General features: G+C 52.0%; 15 protein-coding genes, 1 pseudogene and 1 riboswitch. Of the genes and pseudogenes, 8 read left to right on the top strand and 8 right to left on the bottom strand.

Features of this window, described 5'->3' with window-relative positions; all coding sequences use genetic code 11:
• Position 1: 1 nt before the first annotated feature.
• Genes gspE through gspC form a run of 3 tightly spaced genes read right to left on the bottom strand, consistent with a single transcriptional unit; the run spans position 2 to position 4,614 of the window.
• Positions 2-1,582, bottom strand: coding sequence for a type II secretion system ATPase GspE (gene gspE / locus L2725_RS20710; RefSeq protein ID WP_283164393.1), 1,581 nt, complete (start codon positions 1,580-1,582; stop codon positions 2-4).
• A complete protein-coding gene (gspD, locus tag L2725_RS20705; RefSeq protein WP_249250705.1) occupies positions 1,575-3,677 on the bottom strand; it encodes a type II secretion system secretin GspD in 2,103 nt (700 codons plus the stop codon). Before gspD ends, gspE begins: the two co-directional genes overlap by 8 nt.
• Before the next feature lie 22 nt (positions 3,678-3,699).
• A complete protein-coding gene (gspC, locus tag L2725_RS20700) occupies positions 3,700-4,614 on the bottom strand; it encodes a type II secretion system protein GspC (protein ID WP_115139073.1) in 915 nt (304 codons plus the stop codon).
• A 241-nt stretch (positions 4,615-4,855) separates the two neighbouring features.
• Here gspC and hslR point away from each other — a divergent pair, with 241 nt between their 5' ends.
• From hslR to L2725_RS20680, 4 genes are all read left to right on the top strand, one after another.
• Positions 4,856-5,254, top strand: coding sequence for a ribosome-associated heat shock protein Hsp15 (hslR, locus tag L2725_RS20695; protein WP_248937540.1), 399 nt, complete (start codon positions 4,856-4,858; stop codon positions 5,252-5,254).
• 14 nt (positions 5,255-5,268) lie between these two features.
• Entirely contained in the window at positions 5,269-6,129 is an 861-nt protein-coding gene (hslO, locus tag L2725_RS20690; protein ID WP_249250704.1) for an Hsp33 family molecular chaperone HslO, read from the top strand.
• A gap of 399 nt (positions 6,130-6,528) precedes the next feature.
• Positions 6,529-8,070 (top strand): phosphoenolpyruvate carboxykinase, encoded by a 1,542-nt coding sequence (locus L2725_RS20685; RefSeq protein ID WP_249250703.1) that lies wholly within the window; start codon positions 6,529-6,531, stop codon positions 8,068-8,070.
• A gap of 239 nt (positions 8,071-8,309) precedes the next feature.
• A complete protein-coding gene (locus L2725_RS20680) occupies positions 8,310-10,181 on the top strand; it encodes a M14 family metallopeptidase (RefSeq protein ID WP_249250702.1) in 1,872 nt (623 codons plus the stop codon).
• On the opposite strand, the gene L2725_RS20675 is transcribed toward L2725_RS20680, so the two are convergent.
• The gene (locus L2725_RS20675) at positions 10,157-10,783 is read right to left on the bottom strand and encodes a flavodoxin family protein (protein ID WP_249250701.1); all 627 of its coding nucleotides are present in this window, start codon (positions 10,781-10,783) and stop codon (positions 10,157-10,159) included. The two genes, L2725_RS20680 and L2725_RS20675, sit on opposite strands and share 25 nt — an antisense overlap.
• Positions 10,776-11,195 carry a VOC family protein gene (locus tag L2725_RS20670; protein WP_249250700.1) on the bottom strand — a complete coding sequence of 140 codons (420 nt, stop codon included), beginning with the start codon at positions 11,193-11,195 and terminating at the stop codon, positions 10,776-10,778. The genes L2725_RS20675 and L2725_RS20670 overlap by 8 nt, the downstream gene beginning before the upstream one ends.
• Before the next feature lie 181 nt (positions 11,196-11,376).
• On the opposite strand from L2725_RS20670, the gene soxR reads away from it, so the two are divergent.
• Positions 11,377-11,814 carry a redox-sensitive transcriptional activator SoxR gene (gene soxR / locus L2725_RS20665; protein WP_249250699.1) on the top strand — a complete coding sequence of 146 codons (438 nt, stop codon included), beginning with the start codon at positions 11,377-11,379 and terminating at the stop codon, positions 11,812-11,814.
• A gap of 157 nt (positions 11,815-11,971) precedes the next feature.
• A complete protein-coding gene (hmpA, locus tag L2725_RS20660) occupies positions 11,972-13,162 on the top strand; it encodes an NO-inducible flavohemoprotein (protein WP_249250698.1) in 1,191 nt (396 codons plus the stop codon).
• A gap of 214 nt (positions 13,163-13,376) precedes the next feature.
• On the opposite strand, the gene L2725_RS20655 is transcribed toward hmpA, so the two are convergent.
• Positions 13,377-14,153, bottom strand: a complete 777-nt coding sequence (locus L2725_RS20655; protein WP_249250697.1) for a class I SAM-dependent methyltransferase — start codon at positions 14,151-14,153, stop codon at positions 13,377-13,379.
• Between the two features lie 302 nt (positions 14,154-14,455).
• On the opposite strand from L2725_RS20655, the gene L2725_RS20650 reads away from it, so the two are divergent.
• A complete protein-coding gene (locus tag L2725_RS20650) occupies positions 14,456-15,373 on the top strand; it encodes a DUF4097 domain-containing protein (RefSeq protein WP_249250696.1) in 918 nt (305 codons plus the stop codon).
• Between the two features lie 98 nt (positions 15,374-15,471).
• Here L2725_RS20650 and L2725_RS20645 read toward each other — a convergent pair.
• A pseudogene (locus L2725_RS20645) lies at positions 15,472-15,720 on the bottom strand (GIY-YIG nuclease family protein); the annotation flags it as partial.
• A 77-nt stretch (positions 15,721-15,797) separates the two neighbouring features.
• A riboswitch (FMN riboswitch) is annotated at positions 15,798-16,000 on the top strand.
• Positions 16,001-16,133: 133 nt separating this feature from the next.
• On the opposite strand from L2725_RS20645, the gene ribB reads away from it, so the two are divergent.
• Entirely contained in the window at positions 16,134-16,790 is a 657-nt protein-coding gene (gene ribB, locus L2725_RS20640; protein ID WP_249250695.1) for a 3,4-dihydroxy-2-butanone-4-phosphate synthase, read from the top strand.
• A 62-nt stretch (positions 16,791-16,852) separates the two neighbouring features.
• On the opposite strand, the gene ftnA is transcribed toward ribB, so the two are convergent.
• Positions 16,853-17,386, bottom strand: coding sequence for a non-heme ferritin (gene ftnA / locus L2725_RS20635; protein WP_115139133.1), 534 nt, complete (start codon positions 17,384-17,386; stop codon positions 16,853-16,855).
• Positions 17,387-17,420 lie beyond the last annotated feature (34 nt).

Here is a 17,420-nt window from a genome sequence, read left to right as displayed (position 1 = left end):
ATTATTCCTCCCGGGTCACACGCAGCACTTCTTCCAGAGTGGTAATACCCGCTCTGACCTTGGCCATGCCATCGAAGCGGATACTTGGCGTATGCTTACGAACGTAACGCTCGATAGCCAGCTCACCTTTACCGCCGTGGATAAGCTCACGTACCTGATCATCCACAACCAGCAGTTCATGGATACCGGTACGACCGCGATAACCGTTATAGCCACAGGCTTTACAACCTTTGGCTCTGTAAATCATTTCATCGCCATCTTCCATACCCAGCAGCTCCCGCTCACGGGCATCGGGCTTGTGCGCCTCTTTACAGTCAGGACACAGAGTACGCACCAGACGTTGAGCCAATACCCCCAGCAAACTGGACGAGACCAGGAAGGGCTCAACCCCCATATCCTGCAATCGGGTAATAGCGCCTGAAGCGGTATTGGTGTGCAGGGTGGAAATAACCAGGTGACCGGTCAAAGAGGCCTGTACGGCGATCTGGGCTGTTTCCAGGTCGCGGATTTCACCTATCATCACCACATCCGGATCCTGACGCAGAATCGCGCGCAGGCCGCGGGCAAAGGTCATATCTACCTTGGTATTAACCTGGGTCTGGCCTATACCTTCAAGTTCATATTCAATTGGATCTTCCACCGTCAGGATATTGGTATCCCGGGTGTTAATCTCAGTCAGACCGGCATACAGAGTGGTACTCTTACCCGAGCCGGTTGGACCGGTCACCAAAATAATGCCGTGTGGCTTGCGGATCAGGTCATCGAACTGGGTCCGCACAGAAGGCGTCATACCCAGCTGCGCCAGGTTCAGGTTGCCGGCATTCTTGTCCAGCAGACGCAGTACCACACGTTCGCCATGGCTTGATGGCATGGTTGATACCCGCACATCCACAGCCCGGCCACCGATACGCAGAGAGATACGGCCATCCTGCGGAACCCGCTTCTCGGCAATATCCAGACGCGCCATAACCTTGATACGGGAAACCAGGAGTGACGATAGTTTACGGTTGGGCTTGAGCACCTCTTTCAGCACACCATCCACCCGGAAGCGTACAACCAGCTGCTTCTCATAGGTTTCAATGTGGATATCCGAGGCTTCCTCTTTAATCGCTTCCGACAACAAGGCGTTGATCAAACGAATGATAGGCGCATCATCATCGCCCTCAAGCAGATCTTCTGTCTGGGGCAGCTCTTCAGCCAGAGTAAACAGGTCCATCTCGTTACCGAGATCTTCCATCAACTGCTGGGCCTCAGAGGAGTTGGCCTGATAGGCCTGGGTCAGCTTAGCTTCGAACTCGTTCTGGGCAAGTTGTACCAGCGGCAGGTCTTTACCGGTAAAACGACGGGCCTCCAACAGGGCTGCAACCGGCGTTGTCTCGGTATAAAACAGAGTCAGCGGCTGATCATCTGTTTTGGCCAGCACCAGGGTATACCTGTGAGCAAAGGCAAAGGGCAAACGCTCTCTGCCCATGGCTTCAAATACTTCATCACCCTGAGCTTCCACATCCATGCCCAGCTCGCTGGACATTGCCGCCAGCTCGTCATGGGCATCTTGGGTATGAGACTGCTGTGAATTAGTCATTGGATCCGTCTTTCTGCTTCTGCTCGTCCAGGGTTTTCAGCACAGGCTCTGTCTGACGCATCTTCATATCCAGACCCTTGCGATCTTTGTAACGCTCGAGGATTTCATTCACCTCAGGCGACAGGTACTCTTCCTGACTCCACTCTTCCAGAATTGGTACATCTGTATTTGGCATCAGGTTTACGCCACGCTCCTGCTGTTCCAGCTGCAGTGCGCGGAAGTAGTTGTACTTACGACCGGCAATACCTTCCATGGTGACACCATCACGAATAATGGTCGGCTTAATAAACACCATCAGGTTCTTTTTCTTCTTGCCGCTGCTGGATGACTTGAACAGGTGCCCGATAATCGGGATATCACCCAGGAAAGGTACCTTCTGTACGCTCTCCTGCACCTCTTCGTTGATCAAACCGCCCAGCACCACAATCTCGCCTGAGTCAGCCATCACTGTGGTGGTCAAACGACGGGTAGCGAAGGTCACATCCACACCGGTTTTACCATTGATACCGGATACTTCCTGCTCAATGGTCAATTTCACCGATGTGCCTTCGTTGATCTGAGGGATCACTTTCAGCTTCACACCCACTTCCTTACGCTCAACGGTCTGGAATGGGTTGGAGTTACCATTGGAGGAGTTCTGGGCACCTGTCAGTACAGGGACTTCATCACCGACAATAAAGGAGGCTTCCTGGTTATCCAGGGTAGTAATAGAAGGCGTAGCCAGTACGTTGGAGTTGGTATCGCTGGACACAGCCTGCACCAGAGCACCAAAGTCGCCCATGGTCACACCCCATGCCATACCATTCACCTTACCCAGCGCCTGTGCCAGCAGGGTAATGTCACCTCGGGTATCCGGGTTCTCGGTACAGGTACCATTTTCGGTACACACTGTGGTGCCCTCTTCGCCCTGAGCCTGCCAGATACCGGCACCAATCTCGCCTATGGTTGGGCCCAGATTGTTAAACTGAGTACCACCACCTGCGGTGGTCGCCCACTGCACGCCAAAACCAACATCATCGCCTTCGGCGACTTCCACGATAATGGCTTCAACCAATACCTGCGCACGACGAATGTCCAGCTGGTTGATGACGCTTTCCAGGGTACGCATCTGATCCGGCTCAGCACTGATCACCAAAGCATTGGTGTCCGTGTGGGCCATAATATTGATTTTGCTGTTACGGGCAGAGCGGGATTTACCCCCATCTTTTTCCTCTTCCAGCTTCTCGGCGAAGCCGGTCAGCACATCCACCAGATCTTCAGCATTGGCATATCTCAGGTAACGTACCTTGGTGTTGCCATTACTGGCTTGCTCTTCATCCAGCTTCTTAATCAGGGCGACAACACGTTCACGGCTTTTTTCATCACCACTGACTATCACGGCGTTAATACGCTCGTCGGCCACGACTTTGGGTGCCTGACCTGGCATTTGCGCCTGATTACCGGAGGAGCGATACAGAGTGTCGATAATACGCACTACCTCTGAAGCCGAGGCATGCTTCAAATTAACCACCTGGGTTTCAACGTCACCCTGCTGGTCAACCTTTTGCACAATCTCAACCAGCTTGTTTACTGTGGCAGCACGGCCGGTAATCATCAGCACGTTGGAAGGGTCGTAGTTAACCACGTTACCGCCACCGGCATTGTCGTTGAGCTGACGCAGCAAAGGCGCGAGCTGTTTGGCTTCCGTGTTGTACAGGGGAACAATACGGGTCACCATCTCGTCGCCGCCGCCCGGCTTTCCATCATCAGCCACCCGGATATTGGACAGTTTGGCGTCCTTATCCTTGATCACCTTGATAATGTTGTTATCCATTTCGACCACAGCGTAGCCGTATACCTGGAGCACATTAAGGAAGAACTGGTAATACTGCTCATCATTCAGCAGGTCATAGCTGCGAACGTTGATTTTGCCGCGAATGGTTGGGTCGACGATGATGGTCTTGTTCAGATTTTTACCAACAATATTGATAAACTCCTGAATATCAGTGCCCTTGAAGTTCGCCGCATACTGTTCTGACCAGGCAGGCTGGGCCAGCAAAGCGGCTCCGGCTACCAAAGTGGCGATCAGCTTGCGTCGAAAGCCCTTGTTGTTCATTGTTATTTCCCCTGCTTCATGTTCACTGCTGCGGCAAACTGAATAAGATTTCTACCAGTTGTCCCTGACGCTCTACCATCACTGAAACTTCTGTCAGCGTCGGCAATTGGGCCATCACTTCGATGGACTGCGCCATATCGGTTAAGTCGTATCCATTAATGGACTTCGCCAAATCATTGGGTTGGAACCCGGCGGCCTTGAACAGGCTGGGGTCTTTACCCGGATTCAGGCGATAACCTGAGACTTCACCATTAAGTCTGACCGGTGAAATGGCGATAAAGTCCGTAATCTTGCCGGGATCTTCCAGCAAGAGGTCCCGGGAATATTCCAACTCCTCGGCGATTTTTTTGTTATCTCTTTGGTCCAGCCTGTCCACCTTGGCTTCCTGCAGTCGCTCATTGGCTTCGCTTTGGGTGGTATATTTAAGACCGTCCAGCATCAAGGTTTCATACCGACCATTGTTGGTAATGATCACCCGATCGGCATAAACCTCCTTCAATGAGGCTGAGGTACCTTTGATTTTGTCACCCAGGCTATAGGTTTCCTGACTGCCGCGGGATTCGATAACAGCCAGACCATTACGCTCGGCCGTCGAGGCCACCACACCAGTCAGCTGAATAGAAAGGGAAGTTTTGGGGGCGTCGGTAATCATCTCCGCCACAGGCTCAGCCTTGGCGGCTTTAGGCTTGTCAGAGACCTTGCCGAACAAAGCCAGACGATTGATACCATCAAGTGATGCACCAGCACCGCTGGCGGCTTCAGCTGACGTGAGTGTAGGCTGCCATGCCAGCTGATTGGAATCTGTCGGGATCAGCTTCCAGCTGATCTGAGCGGCCAGATACAGAGCGATAACCACCAATAACCAGAATACCCCGGTACTGACAGGCTTTTGCGGGATCCGGCTGGCCCTGCTGAATAATTTTTCCAATAAATCCATATTCACCGGGCCTATATGGCCTCTGTTCTGTTTATTTATCTTTATAAGATCGACTCATGCTAACCCAGCATAGGGTTTGGCAACAAGCCGATAACATGTAAGGCGTTTTGGGGCGTTGGCTAATTTTCACCAATTATGGTAACTTTTCGCGCCTGAATCCGCCCGGCTTTGAGCCGCTGAAAAGCGCACTCAAACGGCAATTCTGTCCTGCGTCAACATCATTACATCAGGCAACGACCCTATGACCCAAACACAGGAACAAGCCAAAGCTGTCCGATTGGATAAATGGCTGTGGGCTGCCCGCTTTTATAAGACCCGTGCCATCGCTAAAGAGATGATCAACGGTGGTAAGGTACATTACAACGGCCAGCGCCCCAAATCCAGCAAGAATGCCGAAGTTGGAGCCCTGATCAGATTACGCCAGGGATATGACGAAAAAGAGGTCGTAATCAAGCAGCTAAGCGACCAACGCCGAGGCGCAAAAGACGCCCAGCTTCTCTACGAAGAGACGGCGGAAAGTGTAAGTAAACGTGAACAGAATGCAGAAGCCCGACGCCTGAATATTCTGCACAATCCGGCCCCCGAACATAAGCCGGATAAGAAGCAGCGCCGGGCTATACAACGCTTTAAAGATATCTAACGGTGAGATCAACCATGAGCCAAGACAAACTGTATCGTTACCTGTTCGAGAACGCCGATGTGCGTGGCGAACTGGTTCAACTGGAAGAGAGCTTCCAAAGCATAGTGGGCACCCACGACTACCCACAGGTGATCAAGCATCTGCTGGGTGAACTGCTGGCCGCAACTTCACTGCTGACTGCAACACTTAAGTTCAACGGTGATATCGGCATTCAGCTGCAGGGCAATGGTCCTGTATCTCTGGCGGTTATCAATGGTAACGATGAACAGCAGATGCGCGGTGTTGCCCGTTACCAAGGTGAACTGGCTGACGACGCCACCCTGGCCGATCTGTTTGGCAAAGGTTATATGGTGATCACCCTGACTCCTGACGAAGGTGAGCGCTATCAGGGCGTGGTTGCGCTGGATAAGCCAACCTTGGCCGAATGTCTGGAAGAGTACTTCGCTCAATCTGAGCAGCTGCCGACCCGTATCTGGCTGTTTACCAGCGAGCACAAAGCGGCCGGTATGCTGCTGCAGGTGTTGCCAAGCCAGAGTGGTGATAATGAAGAGTATGAGCACCTGACTCAGCTGACAGCCACCATCAAGGCAGAAGAGCTGCTGGAGCTGGATGCAGAAGAAGTGCTGCACCGCCTGTATCACCAGGAAGAGGTTCGCCTGTTTGATCCTCAGCCAGTAAGCTTCAAGTGCACCTGCTCACGTGAGCGCAGTGCCGCTGCGATTCGTACCGTAGATAAAGCTGAAATCGACTCGATTCTGGCTGAAACCGGTAAGATCGAAATGGGTTGTGAGTACTGCAACAGCAACTATGTTTTCGATGCCATAGATGTAGAAGGCATCTTTGCCAATCAGAGTGCACCAAACACTCAACAATAAGTCCTATTGCTTACCTATATAAGACAATGCCCCATCCCGCGTGATGGGGTATTTTTTTATATGATTATCGCCGCTGCACCATCATTTACAGCCCAAGCCAGTGTTTCCGACACTGTTATCACAACAAAAACCCGTCAATCCCGCACTCACTCTTGCCTTCAAGGTTCATTGGTCATACCAAAAAAGAGCAAAATTCATCCAGATTTTCCATTACAAAACCTGCACCCTTAAGTTACAATTTCGCTACAGAGGCCACCTAACACCCGAATTGATCACAAGCAAGCGGCATAGACCGTAAATCACGGGTAAAGATAAGAACAATTTGGCATCTGCGGCAGTCGGTTTAGAACCGATTGGCCAACACCCGACAGACCCTACAAGATAATGGAGACTCCACTTATGGCGGACGGAGCCAACCGCGTACATAAGAACCTCACCACGGCAGCACTGATTGAGCTGGCCATTGCCCGGGGCGAAGGGCAACTGACAGCAAACGGTGCCCTGGTGGCGAAGACCGGCGAGCGTACCGGTCGTTCCCCCAACGACAGATTCATTGTAAAAGACGCCGACTCTGCAGCCGACATCGACTGGGGCAGCGTCAACAAACCCTTCGAGCAGGACAAATTCAGCGCCCTGTGGAACCGGGTCAGCGACTATCTCAGCAGTAAAGAGGTGTTTGTTTCTGAACTGGAGGTGGGTGCTGATCCTGAGCACTATCTACCGGTTGAAGTCACCACCGAATATGCCTGGCATCAGGTATTTGCCCGCAACCTGTTTATCGAGCCAAAGCAGTACAATGTTGCCGGTAAAGCCCACTGGCAGATTATGAATGCCCCGGGTTTTGAGTGTGTCCCTGAACGTGATGGCACCAACTCAGATGCCACAGTTATCATCAACTTTGCTGAGCGCAAGGTACTGCTTGCCGGTCTTAAGTATGCCGGTGAGATGAAGAAGTCCATGTTCTCGGTGCAAAACTTCCTGCTGCCAGCCAAAGGCGTACTGCCAATGCACTGCTCCGCCAATGTGGGCGAGCAGGGCGACACCACTCTGTTCTTTGGTCTGTCTGGCACAGGTAAAACCACTCTGTCTGCTGATCCCAAGCGCTTCCTGATCGGCGATGACGAGCATGGCTGGGCACCGGGCGGTGTGTTCAACATTGAGGGTGGTTGCTACGCCAAGTGTATCGACCTGAGCCAGAAAAATGAGCCAGTGATCTGGGATGCCATACGTTTCGGTACCGTACTGGAAAATGTCGTTATGGATGAGCAACGTGTCCCTGACTACACCAACTCCAGCCTGACCGAAAACACCCGCGCCGCTTATCCGCTGGAGCACATTGGTCGTCGTGTTGAGATCAACCGTGGTGCAGAGCCTAATGCTGTGGTGTTCCTGACCTGCGATGTGTCAGGTGTACTGCCACCGGTATCCCGCCTGTCCAAAGAGCAAGCCGCTTACCACTTTCTGTCTGGCTACACAGCCAAAGTAGGTTCAACTGAAATGGGCAGCACCTCAGCCATTCAGTCTACCTTCTCCACCTGTTTCGGTGCTCCTTTCTTCCCACGCCCGGCAGGAGTGTACGCTGAACTGCTGATGCAGCGCATCGAATCCTTCGGCAGCCAGGTGTATCTGGTAAACACAGGATGGACCGGTGGTCCTTACGGTGTGGGCAAGCGCTTTGACATCCCGGTTACCCGAGCCATTGTTGATGCCATTGTGTCCGGTGAACTGGCAGATGTTGAAACCGAACACCTGGATGCATTGAACCTGGATGTACCAGTTGCAGTTCCTGGCGTAGACAGCCAGTTGCTCAACCCGGTAAATACCTGGGAAGACAAAGCTGCTTACGCTGAGTACGCTGCCAAGCTGGCCAAAGCCTTCAACGAGAACTTTGCCAAGTATCAGGTGCCGGACTCCATTCGCAAAGCAGGTCCAAAGGGTTAACCAAGACGACAATTTGCTTGTATATACAAGCTATGTTGACCGATATAAAGGCGGCTCCTCAGGGGGCCGTTTTTTATTGTCCGCCCCAGCCAATTCACCCCGGTATAAATAAAGAGTGCTCCCGAGAACAATGAGTTAGCTGTAGCACGCTTGACAAGCCAGTCCGTGTTGAGCAGTTTATGTGCACTGACTATAAAGCGAGCGGTGTCCGCGGGGACAAAACCGCCTCCGGAGATCCCATGCCCAGCCTTCTGTTTCCCAGCTCTTTGAACCAAAGAACCTTCACCCGATCATTGCTCGGACTGTCATTGCTTGGACTGACCCAGATAAGCCTTGCCGAGCAGCAAGCTGTCCCGCAAATCGCCGCTGACTATGTTAACGACGGAATATTGCCTCCCATTATCCAGTGGCATGGTGCCAGTGAAGCCCTGATGAAGAGCACAGACCATCCCTGGGTGACTGAGTTTGAGCTGAGTGATGGCAAGGTCAGCCCGGATTATGAAGCCACTATGGCCTGGCTGAATAAGCTGGTTGAACACTCTCCCATGCTGAATAAGGTCAGTTTGGGCACCAGCCCTCAGGGCAGAGAGATCTGGATGGTTATCGCCACCAAAGAGGGGGTCGCAACGCCCACTGAGCTGAAGCAGCACAGAAAGCCCACTGTCCTTATTCAGGCTGGCATTCACTCCGGTGAAATCGATGGCAAAGACGCAGGAATGATGCTGCTGCGGGATATGGTGACTGGTGACAAAGGGACGCTGCTGGAACATGCCAATCTGCTGTTTGTCCCTATTTTCAGTGTCGATGGCCACGAACGCCAGAGCGACACTAACAGGGTAAATCAACGTGGCCCAGTGGATATGGGCTGGCGCACCACGGCGACCAACCTCAATTTGAATCGGGACTATGCCAAGGCTGATACCCCTGAGATGCAGCATATGCTGCGGGCCATCAATATCTGGCAACCTGATCTCTATATCGACGTACATGTCACCGATGGTATCGACTATCAGTACGATGTGACCTATGGCTATAACGTCAAACAGGGGCTTAGCCCTGCCAGCTTTGACTGGCTGGAGAAGCGTTGGCGTCCAGCAGTGGACCAGGCCCTGACCCAGGCAGGCCATGTTCCTGGCTCACTGGTGTTTGCCCTGGATAAAACCGATATCAGTAAAGGCATGAGCTACTGGAATCCCTCCCCCCGATTTTCCAATGGCTATGGCGATGCCAGACACCTGCCCACAGTGCTGATTGAAAACCACAGCCTCAAGCCTTACAAACAGAGGGTGTTGGGCACCTATGTGATGATGGAGCAAACCTTGAAAACCTTAGCTGATGAGACTGTCAGCCTGAGAGCCGCAATACATAAGGACAAATACGCCTATCTGGACAGGGTGACACTGGCATGGGAAAGCGAGACCCAAGCCTTCACCTGGGACTTTAAAGGCATAGATTATCGTCTGGAGACCAGCCCCATCAGTGGCGCAGAGGTGGTTCGCTGGACCGGCGAACCCAGACTCTATGAAGCCCTGCCATTGGAAGGCAAAACCAAGCCTGCCATCAGCGTCAGCCGACCGGCCGCTTACTATGTCCCGGCTCAGTGGCAGGAGGTGATCGACAGATTGGAGATTCATGGTATCCGCATGACCCGACTGGAAACACCAACACAAGTGCGCGCCGAACAGTATCAACTGACCAATCCTGAGTTTGATAACAAAGACTATGAAGGCAGGCAAAGAGTAAAGACTGATGTCAGCAAGCGGTTTGTCACTGAAACACTGCCCGCAGGTACAGTGAAAATTGATACCAAACAACCTCTGGGAGATCTGGCCATTTTGTTGCTGGAGCCTCAGTCGCCGGACTCCCTGCTGCAATGGGGCCTGTTCAACCCCATCTTTACCCGTACCGAATATATTGAAGATTACGCGGTAGAACCCATGGCGGCCCAGATGCTGGCCAATGATGCCGGGTTGAAGGCTGAGTTTGAAGCCAAGCTTGAGCAGGACGAAGCCTTTAAGGCAGACCCCAAAGCCAGACTGCGCTGGTTCTACGAGCGCAGTCCCTACTTCGACAATGAGTATCAGGTTTACCCTGTGCTGAGAGCTCTGTAATCAGAGCCCGACTGAGGGGAAAACCTCAGCACCTGCTCTGCCACCCGCCGCCCGAGATACCGGGCGGTTTTTCTGTCTTCTACATGCAGCTCTCCCTCGGGAGCATGAGCCGAGGCCCCCAGTTGGCACCCCAGGCGATTGACACCTTTATCCCTGTAGCCAGCGGCAGCATCCAACCCAAGCCACAACATGCCATGCTGGCTGGCCAGAGTCACCATATAGTGCAGGCTTGAGCTTTGATCGCCGTTGGGGGAACCGCCGCAGGTAAAACCGGCGGCCAGTTTGTCAGTCCAGAGCTGGTCACACCAAAGATCTGAACTGGCGTCGGCGAACGCCTTAAACTGAGCAGCCACTGAGCCCATATAGGTGGGTGAGCCGAAAATAATAGCGTGACATCCGGCCAGCGCTTCGAACAGAGCAGAATTTGCAAACCGCCCTTCCACTATCTCCTTTCCCTGGATTTGATGCCTGATAACTTCAACCTGGGGGAAGGTTTCAATCCCCTGTTCGATCGCTTCAGCCATTTGCGCCGTCACCCCGGTTCGGCTGAAATATACTATGGCTATTCTTAATGCAGCCTTGCTCTCCCTTGCCTCAGTCATAGTTGTTTCTTTCCTCAGGGTTATCACTCAGGTAGCTGACAAACTCCACTTCAAAACCCGCCGGGTCGACATAGTAAACATTGTCCCTGAATTCGGTCGGTTGTCCCTCTTTGGCGATACTGTATCCGGCGTCCTGCATCCGTTTTCTCAGGGCGTTAAGGTCGCTGGTAACAAAGGCAAAGTGCGCCAGCCCCTGTTGATGGCCTTCCAGGTTACGGTTATCTCCTTCGCCATTATCACTCAGCGCGATATAGCTGAACTCATCGCCAAAGTGCAACCAGCGTCTGGGCTTACCGTACCAGGTGCCGTCGCCACCACCTCGCACATGCCAGTGAGGCATAGCTGCGCCATAAAAGCTGATCATGGCGTCGATATCCGCCACCACTAAATTGATATGTTCGAGTCTGATCATCCTGCCCTCCTACTTGTTTTCCATTACCTGATTAAAAAGTTGCTGTAACAAAGCTAAAAATCGATCCCAGGGTTGAGTGTTCATTTGCGCACTCCCATTTGTTAACTTGGTTACAAGCCTAAAACCTCAAGTTAACTTGAGGTAAAGTACTTTTTTGGATTTTTTTCATCAGGAGGCAGAAATGGAGTTTTCAGTGGGAGATGTAGCCCGCCGCTGCGGGGTAAAAGTGTCGGCCCTGCACTTCTATGAAGAGAAGGGATTGATCAAAAGCTGGCGCAATGCCGGTAATCAACGCAGATATCAAAAAGATGTGTTCCGCCGGGTCTCAGTCATTAAAGCGGCACAGAAGGTTGGCGTTAGTCTGGCGCAGATAAAGCAGGCCTTTGCCAGCCTGCCGGACAATCGAACCCCAACCTCTGATGACTGGGATAAATTGGCAGTCAGTTGGCAGCAAGAGTTGGATAAGCGTATTCGATATCTGCAGCGGCTACGGGATTCCCTGGGTGGATGTATCGGCTGCGGTTGCCTGTCGATGAAGAACTGCCCCATCTACAACCAGGATGACAAACTGGCGGAACATGGACCCGGTCCCGTGCTGCTGGACAGAGACAAGGAATAACCATTTATTTTGTAAGTGTTTGATTAGGTTAAAAGTGACATAGATCACTTCCTACCACATCTGCAGACTATTTTTATTGATCTATATTAAATGCAGCTATAGATTTACCTCAAAACATGCAAATTAAATACACATTTAAATTTAGAGGTCGCTAAATATGTTGGATCAAAAAACAATTTCAGTTGTGAAAAGCACCATCCCTCTGCTGGAGTCTGCCGGCCCGGAGCTGACCAAGCACTTTTACCAGCGCATGTTCAGCCACCATCCTGAGCTAAAAGATATCTTTAACCTGGCCCACCAGCGTAAAGGCGATCAACCTGTCGCCCTGTTCAACGCTGTGGCTGCCTATGCCAAAAATATCGACAATCTGGCGGCACTGGGCCCGGCTGTAGAGAAGATAGCCCAAAAGCACACAGGCTTTTTGATTACAGCTGAGCAGTACAATATTGTCGGCCATCACCTGCTGGAAACCCTGAAAGAGCTGGGCGGCGAAGCGGTTACTGATGAGGTCATAGATGCATGGGGTAAGGCCTATGGTTTGCTGGCCGATATCTTTATCCAGCGCGAATCTCAAATTTATGATGATGCCGCGGCTCATGACGGTGGCTGGCGCGGAACCCGTAATTTCCGGATCACAGCCAAAAAGCAGGAGTCCTCAGTGATCACCTCTTTCGAACTGACTCCAGTAGATGGCGGCCCGGTCATGGGATTTGAACCTGGTCAGTACCTGAGCCTTAAGGTGGTACATCCGGACCTGGAAAATATCGAAATTCGTCAGTATTCACTGTCTGATGCCCCCAACGGCAAAAGCTACCGCATTAGTGTGAAGCGCGACCCTGAGGGTGTGGTTTCCCAGTTACTACACGACAAATTTGCTGTAGGTGACGAGCTGGCTGTTATCCCTCCCGCCGGTGACTTCTTCCTGAAAACCTCAGCAGAAAAGCCACTGACCCTGATCTCAGGTGGCGTTGGTCTGACACCTGTTATGAGCATGCTTAATCAACGTCTGACTGGTGAAACCGCTGAGACTCTGTGGCTGCACGCCAGTGAAGATGGCGCTGCCCACGCCTTCGGTGAAGAGATTAACCATAAGCTGGCGCAGCATAACAAACTGGCCGCCTACACCTGGTACAGAGTACCTGGCGCGACGGATATTCAGGGCAGCCATTATGACTTTGCCGGTACCATGGATCTGAACGCTATCAATGGCACTCTGCCGACCAATGGTGACTTCTACATCTGTGGTCCAGTAGGCTTTATGGCTCATGTTAAGGCTCAGCTAACCACCATGGGCGTAGCCGATGCCCAAATACACTATGAAGTGTTTGGTCCACATAAAGGCCTCTGATTTCCGGTAGGGGTTAACAGATCAACTATGAATTGAGTTTTTCAGTCCGCATAAAGGTCTGTAAGCACTGTGAATAGCAAAAGGGCTGCACCCAGTGCAGCCCTTTTCAATATACCTGTCGCAACCTTTAATCAGCTTTTAAGTGAGCGCATTATGGTTAATCGCTTTTTGGCCTTCCCCTGCGAGCCAATCAAGCCTGCGGTATTGTTTTCACTCAGGGTTTTACCGCCCTGATGCGATAAACCAGCGGCACGCTCTGCTCGCCGTGCTGCAACATATATCGGCCATCACCGGCATCAACCAGGCCTTCAAAACAGTTGTAGGGGCTAAAGTCATACTCTTTAAACTCCACCAGCTGTAATCCCGCTTTTAACAGCGCATTGATCACTTCCGACACACTGTGAGACCAGGTCGCGAACAGTTCACTGTCAGCACCGGCATTCTCGGTATAGGTTCCTTCCTGCTCCATATCCGGCTCAGGCTGATTAAAGTAGCTGTAGCCTTCCAGCAGAGCCTGTACGGGATGGAACTCCGCCAGTAAAAATGTGCCACCCGACTTCAGACTGGCCGCTATGGTTGGTGCCCATTTATCCAGATCCGGCAGCCAGCACAGTACGCCATAGGAGCTGAATACAAAATCGAACTCCTGCTGCAGCTCCTGCCTGGCGCTATATACGTCGGCACAGACAAACTCAGCCACCAATCCGGCCTTACTTGCCAGCTCTCTGGCCTGATTAACGGCTTCGGTGGAGAGATCCAGCCCTGTAACCTCGGCTCCCAGTCTGGCCCAGGACAGGGTATCCAGACCAAAATGGCACTGCAGGTGCAGCAGGCTTTTACCCTTTACCTCGTCCCCCAGTGCATCCAGCTCAATCTCGTTCAGTGAAGATTTACCGGCCAGAAAACCGGGTACATCGTAAAAACTGGAGTCCAGATGGATGCGGGTTCTGGCATCCCACCCTTTACGATTAATCTCCAGATACTCTTCCATGGTACTTACTCCATTACTGACTCTGACAATCAAGCCAGAGCGAAAATCAAGGTGGTGAATTTACTCACTCGATGTTGGCTATCCTGCTGGAAATTAGTGACAAATACCAACTCACGTCGACGCCAAACACCACCAGTCAAAATATAACAAACAAAATCAATCGGTTATAACTTTGGCACGTTAGCTGCTATCTGCTGTAGCCAAAACAACAACAGACAAATCAGCTCTTGTGGGCGCGCTACCCACAGATTGGTTCAGGGAGATATCGAATCAGTCGGCTGTACAACAGAAGGATTATCACTATGTTTCGCCAAGCTCTTATCGCCTCTGCTATCGCTATTGGACTCAGCGGCTGTGTTATCAACGTCAACGCCGGCAGTCACAACGCCGAATTTCTGGAAAGCCGTAACCTTAACCTGAGTGCATCCGGTATTACTGCTCTGGATGCAGAAACAGGTGCAGGTCATCTGGTCATCAAAGGTGTAGAAGGCCTGGATAGCATCCGGGTTAAAGCCGACATCTATGGTGATGCGGACATGAAATATGAGCTGATACTGGGGCGCCGTGGCGATACCGCCCGACTGATTGCCAAAATTGACGACCAGATCCAGATTAACTGGGGCGACAGCCCTTCTATTGATGTCACAGTCGAAATGCCAAAGTCTCTGAATCTGGAGGTGAAGGATGGCTCAGGTGATATCAAAATCCAGGGGGGTAATAACGTCGAGATTAATGATGGCAGCGGCAGTATCAACCTGTCAGGCGCCACAGGTAATGTCGAAATCGAAGACGGCTCAGGTGATATCCGGGTGTTAGGCGGCAAGGCGGTCAAAATAGGTGATGGCAGCGGCAGCATCTCACTGCAGGAAACCGCGGGCCCCATGAATATCAAAGATGGCAGTGGTGATATCAGTATCAGCAATGCCAGTGGTGAGCTGCAACTGGATGATAACTCCGGCAGCATCAGTATCCGCAATCACAATGGCAGCATGGATATCGAAGACGGCTCAGGTGATATCGCCATTACCCAGGTTCAGGGCAGTGTCACTATAGATGACGGCTCTGGCAGCATGCGTATCAAAGATGTCACCGGCATGGTGACCATAGACGATGGCTCAGGGGATATCACTGTGCGCAATACAGGCGGCCTGAACATTATCGATGAAGGCTCAGGCAGCCTGAGTGTCGACGGTGTCGAAGGCAAAGTGACCTTGAAGTAATACTGAGTTAACAGTTCCCGACGTGGTTCCGGCAGTTTGTTGTCGCCGGAGTCCACCCTAATACCGCTGCTTACCACTCCCTGGACAGTAGCGCTTTCTCAGTCGCCAATCAGTGCCAATTTCTGATTGCGGCTGAGTTTTTTTACTGCAACCTCCCGCCTGAGGGCATCACCTTTATCCCCCACCAGCTCACGATACACCAGAGTTAAAGGCCCTTTACCCCGTAGGAAACGAGCAGTCTTCTTGCCATTGGCACAATGCTCGGCAAAGCGTCTGTCCACGTCGATGGTAACCCCGGTATACAACTGGCCGCCGGCGCATCGCACCATGTACAAATACCAGTTTTTTTCGCCCTTCTCCGGCTTGCCTTGTTGCTCAGAAACTCGCACTATGTACCCGCTGATCGGGTATCGAAACCCGGTTGGTTTGTTCTCAGGGCGGGGTGAAACTCCCCACCGGCGGTAATTTTCATTGCTTATTCTATGGGATTAAGTGTTTGAAATCAGCCCGCGAGCGCCTGTCAGCCGAGCGGTATGACAGGGACAAGCAGATCCGGTGAAACTCCGGAGCCGACGGTAATGAGCGCCGAGCAATCGACGCACTGAGTCCGGATGGAAGAGAATGTCAGTAAAGACGCGCCGTAACCGCGGGTATCCCCTGTGGGTATCTGTTGAGCGTCTGTCTGTACCTGTGGCCAGCGTTTCAGGCCGCAGCTTTCCTGTGCCCTGATCCTAACTTCCAATTATTGAGGAAACTTATTATGGATCAGTCCTTACTAAACCAATTTGGCGATGCCAATCAAAGAGTCGAACTTGCACTCGATGCCCTTAAACAAGGCAAAGGCGTGTTATTGGTCGACGATGAAAACCGGGAAAACGAAGGTGATCTCATCTTCAGTGCAGAGCTGTTAACCGTGCCGCAAATGGCGCAGTTGATCCGCGAATGCAGTGGCATAGTCTGTCTGTGCATGACAGATGACAGGTTAAAACAGCTGGACCTGCCCCCCATGGTCAACAGCAACACCAGTCAGTATGGCACCGCCTTTACCGTGACCATTGAGGCCAGCCATGGCGTCACCACAGGGGTGAGTGCGGCCGACAGGGTCACCACTATTCAAGCTGCTATCGCAGATGATGCCAAACCAGCAGATCTGGCTCGACCCGGTCATGTCTTCCCGCTGCGGGCAGATCCACGAGGTGTGCTGGGACGTCGCGGTCATACCGAAGGCACAGTTGATCTGATGCGCCTGGCTGGACTAAAGCCAGCCGGCGTGCTGTGCGAGCTGACCAATGAGGATGGCACCATGGCCAGGCTGGCGGAAATTATTCAGTTTGGTCAGACACATGGTTACGCGGTACTATCCATTGAAGATCTGGCTGCTTATCGGCTTGAGCGTGAAATAGCGACCGCCAGTTAAGCTTGTGTAAGTAACAAAAAAGCAGCCAGTGGGCTGCTTTTTTAGTGACTGAATACAGACTATCAGGCAGACGCACCCGGGTCATGCATAATGCTGGCGCTCTCTTTAGAAGCCATCACTTCCAGATCTTTATCGATAAAGAACAGAGCCTTACCGTCTTCACCCACCAGGCGAATTTTGTCGACGATAGACTTGAACAGCTTCTCTTCTTCGTGCTGCTCAGCCACATACCACTGCAGGAAGTTAAAGGTCGAGTAATCCTGAGAGGTAAAGGCAGTGTGAGCCAGCTGATTGATTGCAGCAGTGATCATCTGCTCATGCTCAAGAGTGTGTTCAAACAGCGCCAACAGTGACGGGAACTCTGCCTGCGGCGCTTCAATAGCACCCAGCAGTGGCATACCGCCCGTCTCACTCACATAGGTGAACAGGCGATGCATATGCTCCATCTCTTCAGCTGCGTGGGCACGCATAAACTTGGCAGCCCCTTCAAATCCTTTGTCTTCGCACCAGGCACTCATCTGCAGATACAGGTTGGAGGAGAAGAACTCCATATTGATCTGTTCATTCAGCTTTTCGATCATCGCCGCGGCCAGCATATCTGTCCCTCTTGTAAACATATTCAAAATACAA

Origin of the sequence: Shewanella corallii, from assembly GCF_023349125.1 — a bacterium.
GTDB lineage: Bacteria > Pseudomonadota > Gammaproteobacteria > Enterobacterales > Shewanellaceae > Shewanella > Shewanella corallii.
The sequence above is the reverse complement of the archived record's forward strand: the minus strand, read 5'-3'. Positions and strand labels throughout refer to the sequence as shown.